Annotated in this window: 13 protein-coding genes, 1 tRNA gene and 1 pseudogene; 6 read left to right on the forward strand and 9 right to left on the reverse strand. The window is 69.1% G+C overall.

Annotated elements, in window-relative coordinates:
- A pseudogene (locus CSC71_RS12420) lies at positions 1-902 on the forward strand (hypothetical protein); the annotation flags it as partial.
- A 21-nt stretch (positions 903-923) separates the two neighbouring features.
- Here CSC71_RS12420 and CSC71_RS12425 read toward each other — a convergent pair.
- From CSC71_RS12425 to CSC71_RS12435, 3 genes are all read right to left on the reverse strand, one after another.
- Entirely contained in the window at positions 924-1,571 is a 648-nt protein-coding gene (locus CSC71_RS12425) for a response regulator (RefSeq protein WP_162374696.1), read from the reverse strand.
- Between the two features lie 77 nt (positions 1,572-1,648).
- Positions 1,649-1,738: transfer RNA gene (locus tag CSC71_RS12430), tRNA-Ser, on the reverse strand.
- A gap of 91 nt (positions 1,739-1,829) precedes the next feature.
- Complete coding sequence (locus CSC71_RS12435) at positions 1,830-2,807, reverse strand: LysR family transcriptional regulator (protein WP_162374697.1); 978 nt, start codon at positions 2,805-2,807, stop codon at positions 1,830-1,832.
- 115 nt (positions 2,808-2,922) lie between these two features.
- Between CSC71_RS12435 and CSC71_RS12440 the strand changes: the two genes are divergently transcribed.
- Positions 2,923-3,510, forward strand: coding sequence for an FMN-dependent NADH-azoreductase (locus CSC71_RS12440; protein ID WP_162374698.1), 588 nt, complete (start codon positions 2,923-2,925; stop codon positions 3,508-3,510).
- A gap of 119 nt (positions 3,511-3,629) precedes the next feature.
- Here the strand turns inward: CSC71_RS12440 and serS are convergent, their stop codons facing one another.
- Positions 3,630-4,910 carry a serine--tRNA ligase gene (serS, locus tag CSC71_RS12445; protein WP_162374699.1) on the reverse strand — a complete coding sequence of 427 codons (1,281 nt, stop codon included), beginning with the start codon at positions 4,908-4,910 and terminating at the stop codon, positions 3,630-3,632.
- A 110-nt stretch (positions 4,911-5,020) separates the two neighbouring features.
- Here serS and CSC71_RS12450 point away from each other — a divergent pair, with 110 nt between their 5' ends.
- On the forward strand, positions 5,021-5,692 hold the full coding sequence (locus CSC71_RS12450) for an energy transducer TonB (protein WP_162374700.1): 672 nt from the start codon (positions 5,021-5,023) through the stop codon (positions 5,690-5,692).
- A gap of 3 nt (positions 5,693-5,695) precedes the next feature.
- Here the strand turns inward: CSC71_RS12450 and aroA are convergent, their stop codons facing one another.
- The 4 genes from aroA to CSC71_RS12470 are packed head-to-tail and all read right to left on the reverse strand — an operon-like array spanning position 5,696 to position 10,120.
- Entirely contained in the window at positions 5,696-7,006 is a 1,311-nt protein-coding gene (aroA, locus tag CSC71_RS12455; protein ID WP_162374701.1) for a 3-phosphoshikimate 1-carboxyvinyltransferase, read from the reverse strand.
- A 4-nt stretch (positions 7,007-7,010) separates the two neighbouring features.
- Positions 7,011-8,141, reverse strand: coding sequence for a prephenate dehydratase (pheA, locus tag CSC71_RS12460; RefSeq protein ID WP_162374702.1), 1,131 nt, complete (start codon positions 8,139-8,141; stop codon positions 7,011-7,013).
- Positions 8,142-8,177: 36 nt separating this feature from the next.
- On the reverse strand, positions 8,178-9,266 hold the full coding sequence (serC, locus tag CSC71_RS12465) for a phosphoserine transaminase (RefSeq protein ID WP_162374703.1): 1,089 nt from the start codon (positions 9,264-9,266) through the stop codon (positions 8,178-8,180).
- Between the two features lie 59 nt (positions 9,267-9,325).
- Positions 9,326-10,120 carry an FHA domain-containing protein gene (locus CSC71_RS12470; protein ID WP_162374704.1) on the reverse strand — a complete coding sequence of 265 codons (795 nt, stop codon included), beginning with the start codon at positions 10,118-10,120 and terminating at the stop codon, positions 9,326-9,328.
- A gap of 82 nt (positions 10,121-10,202) precedes the next feature.
- Here CSC71_RS12470 and CSC71_RS12475 point away from each other — a divergent pair, with 82 nt between their 5' ends.
- From CSC71_RS12475 to CSC71_RS12485, 3 genes are all read left to right on the forward strand, one after another.
- Positions 10,203-10,478 carry a polyhydroxyalkanoic acid system family protein gene (locus CSC71_RS12475; protein WP_162374705.1) on the forward strand — a complete coding sequence of 92 codons (276 nt, stop codon included), beginning with the start codon at positions 10,203-10,205 and terminating at the stop codon, positions 10,476-10,478.
- Between the two features lie 318 nt (positions 10,479-10,796).
- Positions 10,797-11,750: a restriction endonuclease gene (locus CSC71_RS12480; protein WP_162374706.1), complete on the forward strand. Its 954-nt coding sequence runs from the start codon at positions 10,797-10,799 to the stop codon at positions 11,748-11,750.
- 110 nt (positions 11,751-11,860) lie between these two features.
- Complete coding sequence (locus CSC71_RS12485) at positions 11,861-12,118, forward strand: acyl-CoA-binding protein (protein ID WP_162374707.1); 258 nt, start codon at positions 11,861-11,863, stop codon at positions 12,116-12,118.
- 54 nt (positions 12,119-12,172) lie between these two features.
- Here CSC71_RS12485 and CSC71_RS12490 read toward each other — a convergent pair whose 3' ends face one another.
- Positions 12,173-12,892, reverse strand: coding sequence for a pirin family protein (locus CSC71_RS12490; protein WP_162374708.1), 720 nt, complete (start codon positions 12,890-12,892; stop codon positions 12,173-12,175).
- Positions 12,893-12,910: the final 18 nt, after the last annotated feature.

Genomic DNA, 12,910 nt, shown 5'->3' on the forward strand with positions numbered 1-12,910 from the left:
CCGCTGCAACGACCGCGGATGCGACGCCGGCAGCCAGCGCGGCCACGGCCGTTGAAACCGCCGCCGCCGAAAACGCCCAGCCGGCCGATGCCGATGCGGCCACCGGCGAAGGCACCGGTCGCCGCCGCCGCGGCCGTCGCGGTGGTCGCCGCCGCCGTCGCAATGGCAGCGAAGCCGCTGTCGGTGCCGATGCGCAGAACGTCGCGCCGGGCGACGAGACCGACGATGACGAGCCGGTGGTCGGCCTGGGCCTGCAACCGGAATTCGACTTCGACGACGTGCCGAGCCCGGCTGCCGGGAAGCCGCAAACCACGACCGCGGCCGAGCGGGCCGATGCCGCGCCGGCCCCCGAACAGCCTGTCGAAGCCGTCGACCCACCCGCCAAGGCCGTCCCGGTCGAAATCGCACCGGCCGTTGCGGCCGCTTCGTCCGCCGATGCAACGACTGCGCCGCGCGACGAAGCCGCCGCGCCGGCAGTCGCGGCAGCCGAAACCGTCGCCGCCGACCCGGCGCCTTCCTTCGTCGAGCCCGTCGCAACCGATCCGGTTGTCGCGGGCGCCGAAACCGCGCCGTCCGAAGCGGTCCGCGCGCAGGAAACCCCGGTCGCCACCGGCATCGACGATGCCATGCGCGAAATCGCACAGGAGCCGGCGGAAGCGGCGGCCCCCGCCGTGCCGGCAACCCCTGCCCCGCGCCCTGTCGCCACCACCGGCTCGCTGTTCTTCGCCGCCGATGCCGACACGCCGGCCTCGGTGATCCGCCACCTGATCGCCGAGCCGACCGCGCAAAAGCACGAGGCCGACCAGGAAGCCGAGGCGGAAGAGGAAGACGCGGAAACGCTGCTCGCGCGCGACACGCCGCCGGAGGACAACGGCGAAAACGCCGAGCGCAGCGCGACCTGACGCGCCGCTACCGCGCGCCGGTCACACCGAGCGCGCGGTATCGGTCAGCCCGTATTGCCCGGCCAGCCGCGCCAGCGCGATGCCGTCGCTGATGCCGAGCTTCTCGAACAGCCGCGACTTGTGCGTGTTCACGGTCTTGGCGCTCAGGCTCAGCCGCTTGGCGATTTCTTCCTGGCGCAGGCCCTGCACCAGCAACATCGTGACTTCCAGTTCGCGCGGAGACAGCGCGTCGAACGGCGACGCGCCGCCGCCGACGTTCGACAGCGCCAGGTTCTGCGCCACGTTGCTGCCGAGGTAACGCTTGCCGCGCGCGACGTCGCGCACCGCGCGCAATAGTTCCGTCGCATCGCCGGCCTTGCCGATGTAGCCGGCCGCGCCCGCCTCGAGCAGCCGCTTCGGCAACGGCCCGTCCTCGAGCACCGACACGATGATGACTTTCGTGCCGTAGTCGCTGCGCGCGATGCGCTCGGTGATTTCCAGCCCGCTCAGCCCGGGCAGGTGCAGGTCGCACAGCACGACGTCGGGCTTCAGCCTGCGCACCTGCGGCAGGCCTTCCTCGCCGCTGTCGGCATCGCCCACCACTTCGATATCGGTCTCGCCGGCCAGGATCATCTTCATGCCGGCGCGCACCAGCGCATGATCGTCGATCAGGAACACGCGAATCGTCATCCTCGTCCCCCTCAAGGATATGGTGCGGCCGAGACTATCCGTCGCGGCGACGCGCCTGCAAGCGGGGTGAACGATATTGGCGGAGAGAGTGGGATTCGAACCCACGGTGGTATCGCTACCACGCCGGTTTTCAAGACCGGTGCCTTAAACCGCTCGGCCATCTCTCCGTTCGTCCATGCTGCCACACGAGCGACGCCGGCACACCGTCGTCGGGTTCGCCTTGTCGCACGACGCATTTTCGCACGATGGCGTACGGCGTCACGATGCCTGCTTCGCCCGCGCCAGCGCCTTGTCCGCTTCCTCGCTGCACTTGCCGCCGCAATCCAGCCGCGAGGTTTCGATTTGCTGCGGCAGGTGTTCGGCGAGGAAATCGATGAACACCCGCACCGCCGGCAACAGGCCGCGGCGCGAAGCGAACACCGCGTGGCAAATGCCCTGCGGCAGCGACCACTGCGGCAACACCACTTCCAGCTCGCCCCTGCGCACCGCTTCGGCGCAGACCGTCTCCGGCAGCAGGGTGATGCCGTAGCCGTCCTTGGCCAGCGCCTGCAGCAGCGGGAAATCGAAGCCCATCAGCCGCGGTTGCAGTTCGATGCGCCGCACTTCGCCGTCGGGACCGTGCAGTTCCCAGCGCTGTCGCGCTTCGTCCTCGCTGATGCTCAGGGTGACGTGGTTGGCCAGGTCCTCCGGCGCCTGCGGGCGGCCGGCGCGCTTCAGGTACTTCGGGCTGGCGACCAGCAGCTCCTGGATCTGGCCGAAGCTGCGCATTACCAGGCTGCCGTCGTCGTCGAGCTTGGCGCGCACGCGCAGGGCGACGTCGTAGCCCTCGTTGATGATGTCGACGCGGCGGTTGTTGACGTGCAACTGCAGCCGCACCTTCGGGTACTTGTCGAGGAACATCGGCAGGATCTTCGGCAGCTGCATCTGCGCCACCGCCACCGGCACGCTGACCCGGACCACGCCGCGCGGCTCGGCGCTGAGCCGGTCGACCACTTCGCGCGCCGCCTGCGCCTCGGCCAGCATGGTCTGGGCGTGGCGGTGCACGCTCATGCCGACATCGGTCACGGCGAAGCGGCGCGTGGAACGCTGCAGCAGGCGCACGCCCAGGTCGCTCTCGAGCTGGCTGATGCGCCGGCTGAGGCGCGACTTCGGGATGCCCAGCGCGCGTTCGGCCGCGGCGAAGCCGCCGTGGTCGACGACCATGGCGAAGTAATAGAGGTCGTTGAGGTCCTGCATGGCTTTTGTCCCGTAGACAGAACGATCAGTAATAAATAACCATATTTATTCCGAAATTACAAGCAAATATTGTTCTGTCCATCGCAGTAATGCGCCATTTTTGCAGGGCAAGACAATGAAACTGTTGCATATCGACTCCAGCATTCTCGGCGACGGCTCGGTCAGCCGCCAACTGTCGGCCGCCGTGGTGGCCAACTGGCGCGCCGCCCGGCCGCAGGTCGAGGTCGAATACCGCGACCTCGCCGTCGAACCGCTGCCGCACCTGAGCGGCGCTTCGCTGGCCAAGGCCGATCCGGCCGAGGTCGAAACCGCCGAGCGTACTTTGCAGCAGTTCCTCGACGCCGACGTCGTCGTGATCGGCGCGCCGATGTACAACTTCGGCATTCCCTCGACACTGAAGGCCTGGATCGACCGCATCGCCGTGGCCGGCCGCACCTTCCGCTACACCGAGAACGGCCCCGAGGGCCTGGCCGGCGGCAAGAAGGTCGTGGTCGCCAGCGCCTACGGCGGCCTCCATGCCGGCACCGCCAGCGACTTCGTCGAGCCGTACCTGCGTCAGGTGTTCGGTTTCCTCGGTGTCACCGACGTGGAATTCGTCGGCGCCGAAGGCATCGCCTACTCGCCGCGGCACCGCGAGCAGGCCATCGCCGGTGCGCTGGCGAAGATCGCCGGGGCAGACGCCGGGCTGGCCAAGGCCGCCTGAGCAGCGCGGTCCGGCGCTCTCCCCTCTCTCTCCCCGCGCCGGAAACGCGACGGGCCCGCTCCACGAGCGGGCCCGATTCTTTTTGCGTCTTGCACCGCCCGGCGACGGGGCGCCGGGAATCAGGCAATGCGTTCGACGCCGCCCATGTACGCACGCAGCGCATCCGGCACGGTGATCGAACCGTCGGCGTTCTGGTAGTTCTCCATCACCGCGATCAGCGCGCGGCCGACGGCAACGCCGGAACCGTTGAGGGTGTGCACCGGCTCGGGCTTGCCGGTGGCCGGGTTGCGCCAGCGCGCCTGCATGCGCCGCGCCTGGAAGTCCTCGCAGTTCGAGCACGAGGAAATCTCGCGATAGGCATGTTGCGACGGCAGCCAGACCTCGAGGTCGTAGGTCTTGGCGGCGGAGAAGCCCATGTCGCCACTGCACAACAGCATGCGCCGATACGGCAGGCCGAGTCTTTCCAGCACCACTTCGGCGCAGCGGGTCATGCGCTCGTGTTCGTCGTAGCTTTCCGCCGGGCGCGCGATGCTGACCAGTTCGACCTTCTCGAACTGGTGCTGGCGGATCATGCCGCGCACGTCGCGGCCGCCGCTGCCGGCTTCGGCGCGGAAGCACATCGAATGCGCGGTCATGCGCTTCGGCAGCACGGCATCGTCGACGATCGCGTCGCGGACGATGTTGGTCAGCGGCACTTCCGAGGTCGGGATCAGGTAACGCTTGCTGTCGCCGACCTGCAGCGAGAACAGGTCGTCCTCGAACTTCGGCAGCTGCCCGGTGCCTTGCATCGAGTCGGCATTGACCAGCAGCGGCACGTTGGTTTCCTCGTAGCCGTGCTCGCTGGTGTGCAGGTCGAGCATGAACTGCGCCAGCGCGCGGTGCAGGCGCGCCAGCTGGCCGCGCAGCACGGTGAAGCGCGCGCCGCTGAGCTTGGCCGCGGTTTCGCCGTCGAGCCAACCGTTGCGGGCGCCGAGGTCGACGTGGTCCTTCACTTCGAAATCGAACGTGCGCGGCGTGCCCCAGCGGTGCTGCTCGACGTTGGCGCTCTCGTCGCCGCCCGGCGGCACGCTGGCATGCGGCAGGTTCGGGATGCCCAGCGCGATCGCCTCGATCTCGCCGCGGATCTTCTCCAGCTCGATTTCCGACGCCTTCAGTTCGTCGCCGAAGCCGGCCACCTCGGCCATGATCGCCGCGGTGTCTTCGCCCCGGGCCTTCATCTGGCCGATGGCCTTCGACTTGGTGTTGCGCAGGTTCTGCAGTTCCTGCGTGCGCACCTGGATCTGCTTGCGGCGCGATTCCAGCGACGCCAGCGCGGCCACGTCCAGTTCGAAGCCGCGGCTGGCGCGCAGGCGTTCGGCGAGTTCGGCGGGCTGGTTGCGGAGCAGCGTGGGATCGAGCATGGCATCGGGAATCGCGGAATGGGCGCCGATTATCGCCGATTCCTGCCGCATCCTGCCCGCGCGGTTCACCGCGGCTGTGCCAGAATCAGGCCCTGCTCGAGGGAAACCGCATGTCCGCCAGCCCGCAAGACCCGTCCGACTCACACTTCGTGTTCCGCCTGCCGCGCAAGGCCCTGCAGATCGTCGGCATCGCCGCCGGCGTCGGCTTCCTGCTGTTCCTGCTGGCCTGGTGGCTGGGCCGCGACGACGGCTTCTACACGGTGGAACCGACGGCGAAGGCCGGCGATGCCGGCGTCGAGGCCCTGCCCGCGCCATTGCCGGGCGACGGCGACGGTGCCAGCGGGCTCGAAGAGCCGCGCCAGCCGGCGGCGGCCGGGGAAGAAGCGCCGGCCGTGGTCGAAACCGCGCCGATGCCGCCGCCGGTCGAGGAAATGCCTCCCGCCCCACCGCCGGCCGCCCCGGCGGCAACGCCTGCGCCGCCGGCGGGCGTGGCGCTGGCCCCCGGCGACGTGCCGGCGCCGATCCCCGGCCGGAATCCGCCGCCGGAATATCCCACCCGCGCGATGCGCCGCGGCGATACCGGCACGGTGACGCTGCGGGTGACGGTCGGCGCCGACGGCGTGCCGACCGATATCGAAATCGCCGATCGCAGCGGCAGCCGCGACCTCGACCGCGCGGCGATCGAGGCCGTGCGCCGCTGGCGTTTCCGCCCCGCCCAGCGCAACGGCCAGCCGGTCGCGGCCAGCGTCGACATCCCGATCACCTTCGACCTGCAGCGCTGAGGCTCAGCCGGCCCGCAGCGAGAACCCGGCGCGGCGCGCCAATCCGTCGAAATCCGGGAACGATGTCGCCACGTTCGCCACGTCGCCGATTTCGACTTCGCCTTCAGCCACCTGCGCGGCGACCGCGAACGACATCGCGATGCGGTGGTCGCCGTGGCTGTCGACGCGGCCGCCCCGCAACGTGCCCGGGAAAATCGTCGCGCCGTCCGGCGTTTCGTCGACGCGCAGGCCGAGCGCGCGCAGGCCGGTAGCCATCGTCGCCAGGCGGTCGGATTCCTTGACCCGCAACTCGGCCGCGCCGCGGACGACGGGCGGCCCTTCCGCGCATGCTGCGGCGACGAACAAGGCCGGGAACTCGTCGATCATGTCCGGTACCAGTTCCACCGGCACCTCGATGCCGCGCAACGGTGCGTGGCGCACCACCAGGTCGGCGACCGGCTCGCCGCCATGCGAACTGGCGTTCTCTTCGCGGATGTCCGCCCCCATCAGCCGCAATGCGGCGAGGAGCCCGGTGCGGCGCGGGTTCAGGCCGACCGCGCGCAGGCGCAGCTCGCTGCCCGGAACGATGCGCGCGGCGACCAGGAAGAACGCCGCCGACGAGAAGTCCGCCGGCACCGCGATGTCGGTCGCGCGCAGGCGCTGGCCGCCGCGCAGCTTCGCATAGCCGGGCGAGAACTCGATGTCGACGCCGAATGCCGACAGCATGCGTTCGGTGTAGTCGCGGGTCGGGTGCGGTTCGCGCACCGAGGTCGCGCCGTCGGCGTACAGGCCAGCCAGCAAGACCGCGGACTTGACCTGCGCACTGGCGACCGGCGAGACGAAGTCGATGCCGTGCAGCCTGCGGCCGCCGTGGATGCGCAGCGGCGGCAGGCCGCCCTCTTCGGTATCGATCTTCGCGCCCATTTCGGCGAGCGGTGCCGAGACGCGGCGCATCGGCCGCTTCGACAGCGATTCGTCGCCGACCAGCACGCTGTCGAACTTCTGCGCGGCGAGCAGGCCGGCGAGCAGGCGCATGCCGGTGCCGGCGTTGCCGCAGTCGAGCGGGCCCGAAGGCGCCTGCAGGCCGTCGACGCCGACTCCGTGCACGATGCGCCGCGACGGTGACGGGGTCCCGATCTTCACGCCGAGTTGCGCGAACACCTTGGCGGTGGCACGGGTGTCCTCGCCTTCGAGGAAACCGTCGATCTCCGAGACGCCGTCGGCCAGCGCGGCGAACATCACCGCGCGATGCGAGACGGACTTGTCGCCGGGAATGCCGAGTTCGCCGCGCAACGGCGCGCCGCGCGCCGCGATCCAGTTCTGCTTGCCGCTCATTTCGTCAGGGCACCGCCACCGGGTACGACCCCAGCACCTTGACCTGCGCCGCGTGGTCCTTCAGTTCCGCCATCGCCTGCTTCATCGCCGGATCGTCGACGTGCCCGGCCAGGTCGATGAAGAACGCGTATTCCCACTTGGCGTGGTGCGACGGGCGCGACTCGATCCGGTTCATGCTGATGCCGTGCCGCGCGAACGGGCTGAGCACGTCGAACAGCGCGCCGGGCTTGTCGTGGATCGACACCAGCACCGAAGTGCGGTCGTGGCCCGACGGCGGGAAGATCTGCCGCCCGATCACCAGGAAGCGCGTGGTGTTGTCCTTGTCGTCCTGGATCGACGACATCACCACCTTCTTCAGCCCGTACACGTGGCCCGCGCTCTCGCCGGCGATGCAGGCCGCGTCGTCGGCGTTGCGCGCGCGGCGCGCGCCCTCGGCGTTGCTCGACACCGGGATCTTCTCGACCTTCGGCAGGTTGGCGCGCAGCCAGCCCGCGGTCTGCGCGAACGACTGCGGGTGCGCGTAGATGCGCTCGATGTCCTCGATGTGGCCGCTGCGCGACAGCAGGAACTGGTGCACGCGCAGCTCGACTTCGCCGCAGATCTTCAGGTTCGAGGTCAGGAACATGTCCAGGGTGATCTGGATCGTGCCCTGCCCCGAGTTCTCCACCGGCACCACGCCGAAGTCGGCATCGCCGCTTTCGACTTCCTGGAAGACCTCCTCGATGCTGGCCAGCGGCAGGCCGTGCGCGGAACGACCGAAGTGCTTCAGCACCGCCTGTTGCGAGAACGTGCCCTCGGGGCCGAGGTAGCCGATCTTCAGCGGCTCCTGCTGGGCCAGGCACGCGGACATGATCTCGCGGAACACGTGCACCAGCAGCTCGTCGCTGAGCGGGCCCTCGTTGCGGTCGACGACCATGCGCAGCACCTGCGCCTCGCGTTCGGGCCGGTAGTAGTCGACCGCCGCGGCCAGCTTGCCCTTGGCGCGGCCGACCTGATGGGCGAAGCGCGCGCGCTCGGCGATCAGCGCCTGGATCTGCCGGTCGATGCCGTCGATCTTGGCGCGCACGTCGGCGAGGTCGGGCTTCGCCTCGGCCGGCGCGGTCTTCTTCGGGGTTTTCTTCGGCTTCGACGCCATTGCCTTGCGGGTTCCTTTCTTTGTTGCTTCGCCTGCCTAGCCGTTGAGCCGCTGGAAATCGCGCATGAACGCCGCCAGCGCCTGCGCGCCGGCCACCGGCATGGCGTTGTACAGCGAAGCGCGGATGCCGCCGACCGCCTTGTGGCCCTTCAGCGCCAGCAGGCCCGCGGCCTTCGACTCGGCCACGAAGCGCGCGGTCAGCGTCTCGTCCGGCAGGAAGAACGGTATGTTCATGCGCGAACGGAAATCCGGCAACACATGGTTGCGGTAGAAACCACCGGAGCCGTCGATCGCCTCGTAGACGATGCGCGACTTCTCGGCGTTGCGCTTGGCGAATTCGGCGACGCCGCCTTCGGCCAGCATCCACCGGAACACCAGCCCGGCCAGGTACCAGTTCCAGGTCGGCGGCGTGTTGAGCATCGAATCGCGCGCGGCGTGGGAACGGTAATCGAAGATGTCGGCGCGCGGCAGGCCTTCGCGCCCGAGCAGGTCGCGGCGCACGATCACCACCGCCACGCCGACCGGGCCCAGGTTCTTCTGCGCGCCGGCATAGATCGCGCCGTACTTCGATACGTCGATCGGTTCCGAGGCGATGCTCGAGCTGAAATCGGCGAACAGCGGCGCGTCGCCGACGTCGGGCGCGCCATTGCGGTACTCGACGCCGTGGATGGTCTCGTTCGCGGTGATGTGCACGTAGTCGGCGCCCGGCGTCAGCTTCCACGTGTCGCGCGGCGGGATGTCGACGAAGCCGCCCGCTTCCGAGGAAGCGGCGATGTTGACCTTCACGTACGGCCGCACCTGCTTGATCGCGGTCTTGCTCCAGTGCCCGGTCACGACGTAATCGACGGTGCCGCCCGGCGAGGCGAAGTTCAGCGCCAGCAGCGCCTGCTGGGTGGTCGCGCCGCCGGACAGGAACAGCACCGCGTAGTCGTCGGGGACGGAAAGCAGCTGGCGCAGGTCGGCTTCGGCGCGCGCGGCGACCTCGATGAAATCCGCGCTGCGGTGGCTGATCTCGACGATCGAGGCGCCGATGCCGTTCCAGTCGAGCAGTTCGGCCTGGGCCTGGCGCAGGACCGGTTCCGGCAACGTGGCGGGGCCGGCGCTGAAGTTGAAGACGCGGGTCATGGGGCACCTGGGGAAAAGGACGCCCAGTATGCCGCAGTGCGCAACGCCGCCGACAGGCCCTAGCCCACCCCGAACAGCAGCAGTGCGTTCAACGCCGCGCCCAGCAGCAGCGCGGCCAGCAACAGCCACGGCCAGCGCTTCGCCGCCTGCAGCGGCGGCGGCGGACGCACCGCTTCGTCATCCTCGTCCTCCGCGGCCTCGTCGCCCGCCGGCTGCTGCGCCTGCCACGGCACCTCGACCACGAAACGCCATTGCGGGCCGAACGCCACCTGGTCGCCGGCCGACAGCAGGGCTTCGCGCACCGCGACGCCGTTGACCAGGATGCCCTCCGCGGAGCCCAGGTCGGCCAGCACCACCCGGTCGCCCTGGCGCCACAGCCGCGCGGCGATGCCGGGCGAATCGATGCGGATGTCCGCGCCGGGCGCATCGCCCACTTCGCAGGCGCGCGCAAGCGGGAAGCTGCGGCCATGCCAGGCGCCGCCGATGCCGCGCAGCACGATGCGCGGATCGTCCTCGTCCGGCGGCGTGGCCGGGCCCTGCAGCGCCGCCGGTGCGGGCCGCGCCGCCACGCCCCGGATCAGCAGTTCCACGCCATCGGCATAGACCGCATCGCCGGCGCGCAACAGGGCCATGCGCAATACCGGCCGACCGTTGACGTGGATGCCGTGCACTCCGCCGGCGACCTGCAGCCACAGGCCGCGGTCGTCGACGCAGAACTGCGCCAGCAGCGCACCCTGCACGGCGCCGCCGATCTCCAGCGTTCCGCCGGGACCGCGCACCAGCCGGTGCACGCCGGCATCGAGAGGCCAATCCGCCTGCTGGCGGTGCCTGAAATGAATTCTCAGATTCTCCACGCCGCGGGAGACTAGCAGGTTGTCGCCCGACGATCACTCGCCACGCAATACAATGCGCATCCGCTCCATCCCGCACACACCCATGTCCAGCATCGACATCCTCCACCGGCACACGAAGGATCTGCAGCAGGCGCGCGAAGCGGTCGAGGACGTGGCGCGCAAGCTGGCCGAACGCTTCGACTTCGCGTACCGCTGGGACGGCGACACGCTCAACTTCTCGCGCGCCGGCGTCGACGGCAGGATCCGGCTCGCGCCCGAGCAACTGCATGTCAGCGCCGAGCTCGGTTTCATGCTGTCGATGCTGCAAGGGCCGATCGAGAACGAGATCCGCCGCGTCCTCGCGGAAAAATTCCGCTGAGCGGGCGCCCGGAATGGACCAGTTCCGAACCAATTCCCGGCAAAAATGCGCAAACATTCGTTGACCGGGACGGCGCTTGCGCGCACTGGCGGAACATAGCGTAAACAACCGCGAATGACTGTTGCAAAGCAACATGGAAGCGCGTAATTTTCTTCGCGAGGCCCGCCAGTCCTCCGAAGCACGTATGCTCCCCTCCCCTTACGACTTCGGACTGGCGGGCCTTTTTCGTGCCCGCTTTTGGACCGGCAGCGCGCCTGCCGATTCCGCAGTTGACATAGAATCGCCGTCCCGACGGGATTCACGCTGCGAAGGCCCCCCATGTCTGCCTGGTTGACCGGACTGCTCATCGCCCTGCTGCTGGGCATCGCCGCCAGCTTGTACCTGTGGCTGCTCCGCCGCCGCGCCGAAGAGAACGCCGCCGGCCTGCACGCGCTGGCAGGCATGCGCTGGCGCGAATTCGCCCGGCTCGTGCTCGCGGCGATGGAGCGTCGCGGCTACCGGCAGATTTCCGCGGGCCCCGAGGACGTGCGCGAGCAAAGCGCCAACTTCCTGCTGGGCAAGGACGGCAGGCAATTGCTGCTGGCCTGCAAGCATGGCTCGGCCTACCGCATCGGCTCCGCCACGGTCGACGAGATCGCTGCCGACATCCGCCTGCGCGGCGCACAGGGCGGCATCCTCGTCACCCAGGGCATCCTCGACCAGGGGGGCCGCGACAAGGCCGCCAGGCACGACATCGAGGTGCTCGACGGCACCCGGCTGTGGGCGGAACTGAAGCCGCTGGTCGACGAGGGCCTGCGCAAGCACGTGGTCGACGACGCGACGACGCGCGCGGGCCGGCACACCGGATTCGCATGGCTCGCCGCCATCGCCCTCGGCGCCGTCGTCGCACTGCTCCTGCCGGGCATGCCCGACGAGGCGAACGCAGTCGCCACGGCATCGCCGTCCGCCCCGGCGACCGCCACGCAGGCGAAAACCGCCCCGCAACCGCCCGTCGCCAGCGTGGCCGCCCCGCCTACCGAGGAAGAACTGGAAAAGGAACGCGCCGAAGTCGCCAAGTCGATGGCCGGCATCGACGGCCTGGTGCGCGGCATCTGGATTTCGCGTTCGACCCTGGCGGTGGACCGCAAGGTCGGCGAAGACCTCGCGTGGTCGCTGGTCTGCACCGAACTGGCGCGCCACCCCAACCTGGCCCTGACCCGCGTGCAGATGAATCCGCCGCCGGGCAGCGACGAGCAGGTGCGCTGGCGGCAGTGCGAATCGATCCGGCGCTGACACCACCACCGGAACCGCGACGCACCGGACCAACCGCGCACGACTGGCGTTGACCCGTCATGCCCTGCGTGGCGTAATTGCACGCGGTCTCCTCAGGCGGAGGTGCAACGATGGCCGACCTGAAAACCGCTTTCGACAGGGCATCCGAAGATGTCCAGCACTTGCCGGAACGCCCCGACAACGCGACTTTGCTGCGCCTCTATGCGCTGTACAAGCAAGGCACCGAGGGTGACGTGAAGGGCGACAAACCCGGCTTCTTCGACTTCGTCGGCACCGCCAAGCACGAAGCCTGGACCCAACTCAAGGGCATGCCGCCGGAAGACGCGCAGAAGAAGTACGTCGGGCTGGTGAAGAAACTCAAGCGCTGAGCGGCAAAAAAAGCCCCGACGATCCGGGGCTTTTTTGCCCGTGCCGCAAATGGCTCAGTTCGGTTCCCAGCCGGTTTCCGGCAGGTCGAACACCAGCAGCTCGGCGTTGCTGCCGTTCGCCACGGCGACCAGCGGCTCGGCCTGCATCAGCAGCGCATCGCCGCCGGACACGCGACGGCCGTTGACCTCGGCTTCACCGCGGATCACGTGCACGTAGGCCAGGCGGCCCTTGTCGAGCACCAGCTCGGCCTTCTCGTCGCCGTCGAACAAACCGGCGTACATCCGCGCATCCTGCTGGATCGACACCGAGCCCCCGGCGCCGTCCGGACTGACCACCAGGCGCAGCCTGCCGCGCTTTTCTTCGTCGCCGTAGGTCTTCTGCTCGTACGACGGCTTGATGCCCAGCTTGTTCGGGATGATCCAGATCTGCAGGAAGTGGGTCTGCCCTTCCTTGTCGTAGTTGAACTCGGAATGGGTCACGCCGGTACCCGCGCTCATGCGCTGCACTTCTCCCGGCACGATGGTGGCCTTGTTGCCCATCGAATCCTGGTGGCCCAGCCCGCCATTCAGCACGTAGCTGACGATCTCCATATCGCGGTGGCCATGGGTGCCGAAGCCCTGCCCGGCCGCGACCCGGTCCTCGTTGATCACGCGCAGCGGACCCCAGTGCACGTGGCTGGGATCGTAGTAGTTGGCGAAGGAGAAGCTGTGCCACGAATCCAGCCAGCCATGGTTGGCGTGGCCGCGCTCCTTGGCGGGACGAAGGGTGATCACGGAGGCCTCCTCGGCTGT

This window comes from Pseudoxanthomonas sangjuensis (assembly GCF_010211755.1).
GTDB lineage: Bacteria > Pseudomonadota > Gammaproteobacteria > Xanthomonadales > Xanthomonadaceae > Pseudoxanthomonas_A > Pseudoxanthomonas_A sangjuensis.

Coding starts and splice junctions, on each gene's coding strand:
- CSC71_RS12425 (WP_162374696.1), bottom strand. CDS start 1,571: ATGACGATTCGCGTGTTCCTGATCGACGATCATGCGCTGGTGCGCGCC.
- CSC71_RS12435 (WP_162374697.1), bottom strand. CDS start 2,807: ATGCAGGACCTCAACGACCTCTATTACTTCGCCATGGTCGTCGACCAC.
- CSC71_RS12440 (WP_162374698.1), top strand. CDS start 2,923: ATGAAACTGTTGCATATCGACTCCAGCATTCTCGGCGACGGCTCGGTC.
- serS (WP_162374699.1), bottom strand. CDS start 4,910: ATGCTCGATCCCACGCTGCTCCGCAACCAGCCCGCCGAACTCGCCGAA.
- CSC71_RS12450 (WP_162374700.1), top strand. CDS start 5,021: ATGTCCGCCAGCCCGCAAGACCCGTCCGACTCACACTTCGTGTTCCGC.
- aroA (WP_162374701.1), bottom strand. CDS start 7,006: ATGAGCGGCAAGCAGAACTGGATCGCGGCGCGCGGCGCGCCGTTGCGC.
- pheA (WP_162374702.1), bottom strand. CDS start 8,141: ATGGCGTCGAAGCCGAAGAAAACCCCGAAGAAGACCGCGCCGGCCGAG.
- serC (WP_162374703.1), bottom strand. CDS start 9,266: ATGACCCGCGTCTTCAACTTCAGCGCCGGCCCCGCCACGTTGCCGGAA.
- CSC71_RS12475 (WP_162374705.1), top strand. CDS start 10,203: ATGTCCAGCATCGACATCCTCCACCGGCACACGAAGGATCTGCAGCAG.
- CSC71_RS12480 (WP_162374706.1), top strand. CDS start 10,797: ATGTCTGCCTGGTTGACCGGACTGCTCATCGCCCTGCTGCTGGGCATC.
- CSC71_RS12485 (WP_162374707.1), top strand. CDS start 11,861: ATGGCCGACCTGAAAACCGCTTTCGACAGGGCATCCGAAGATGTCCAG.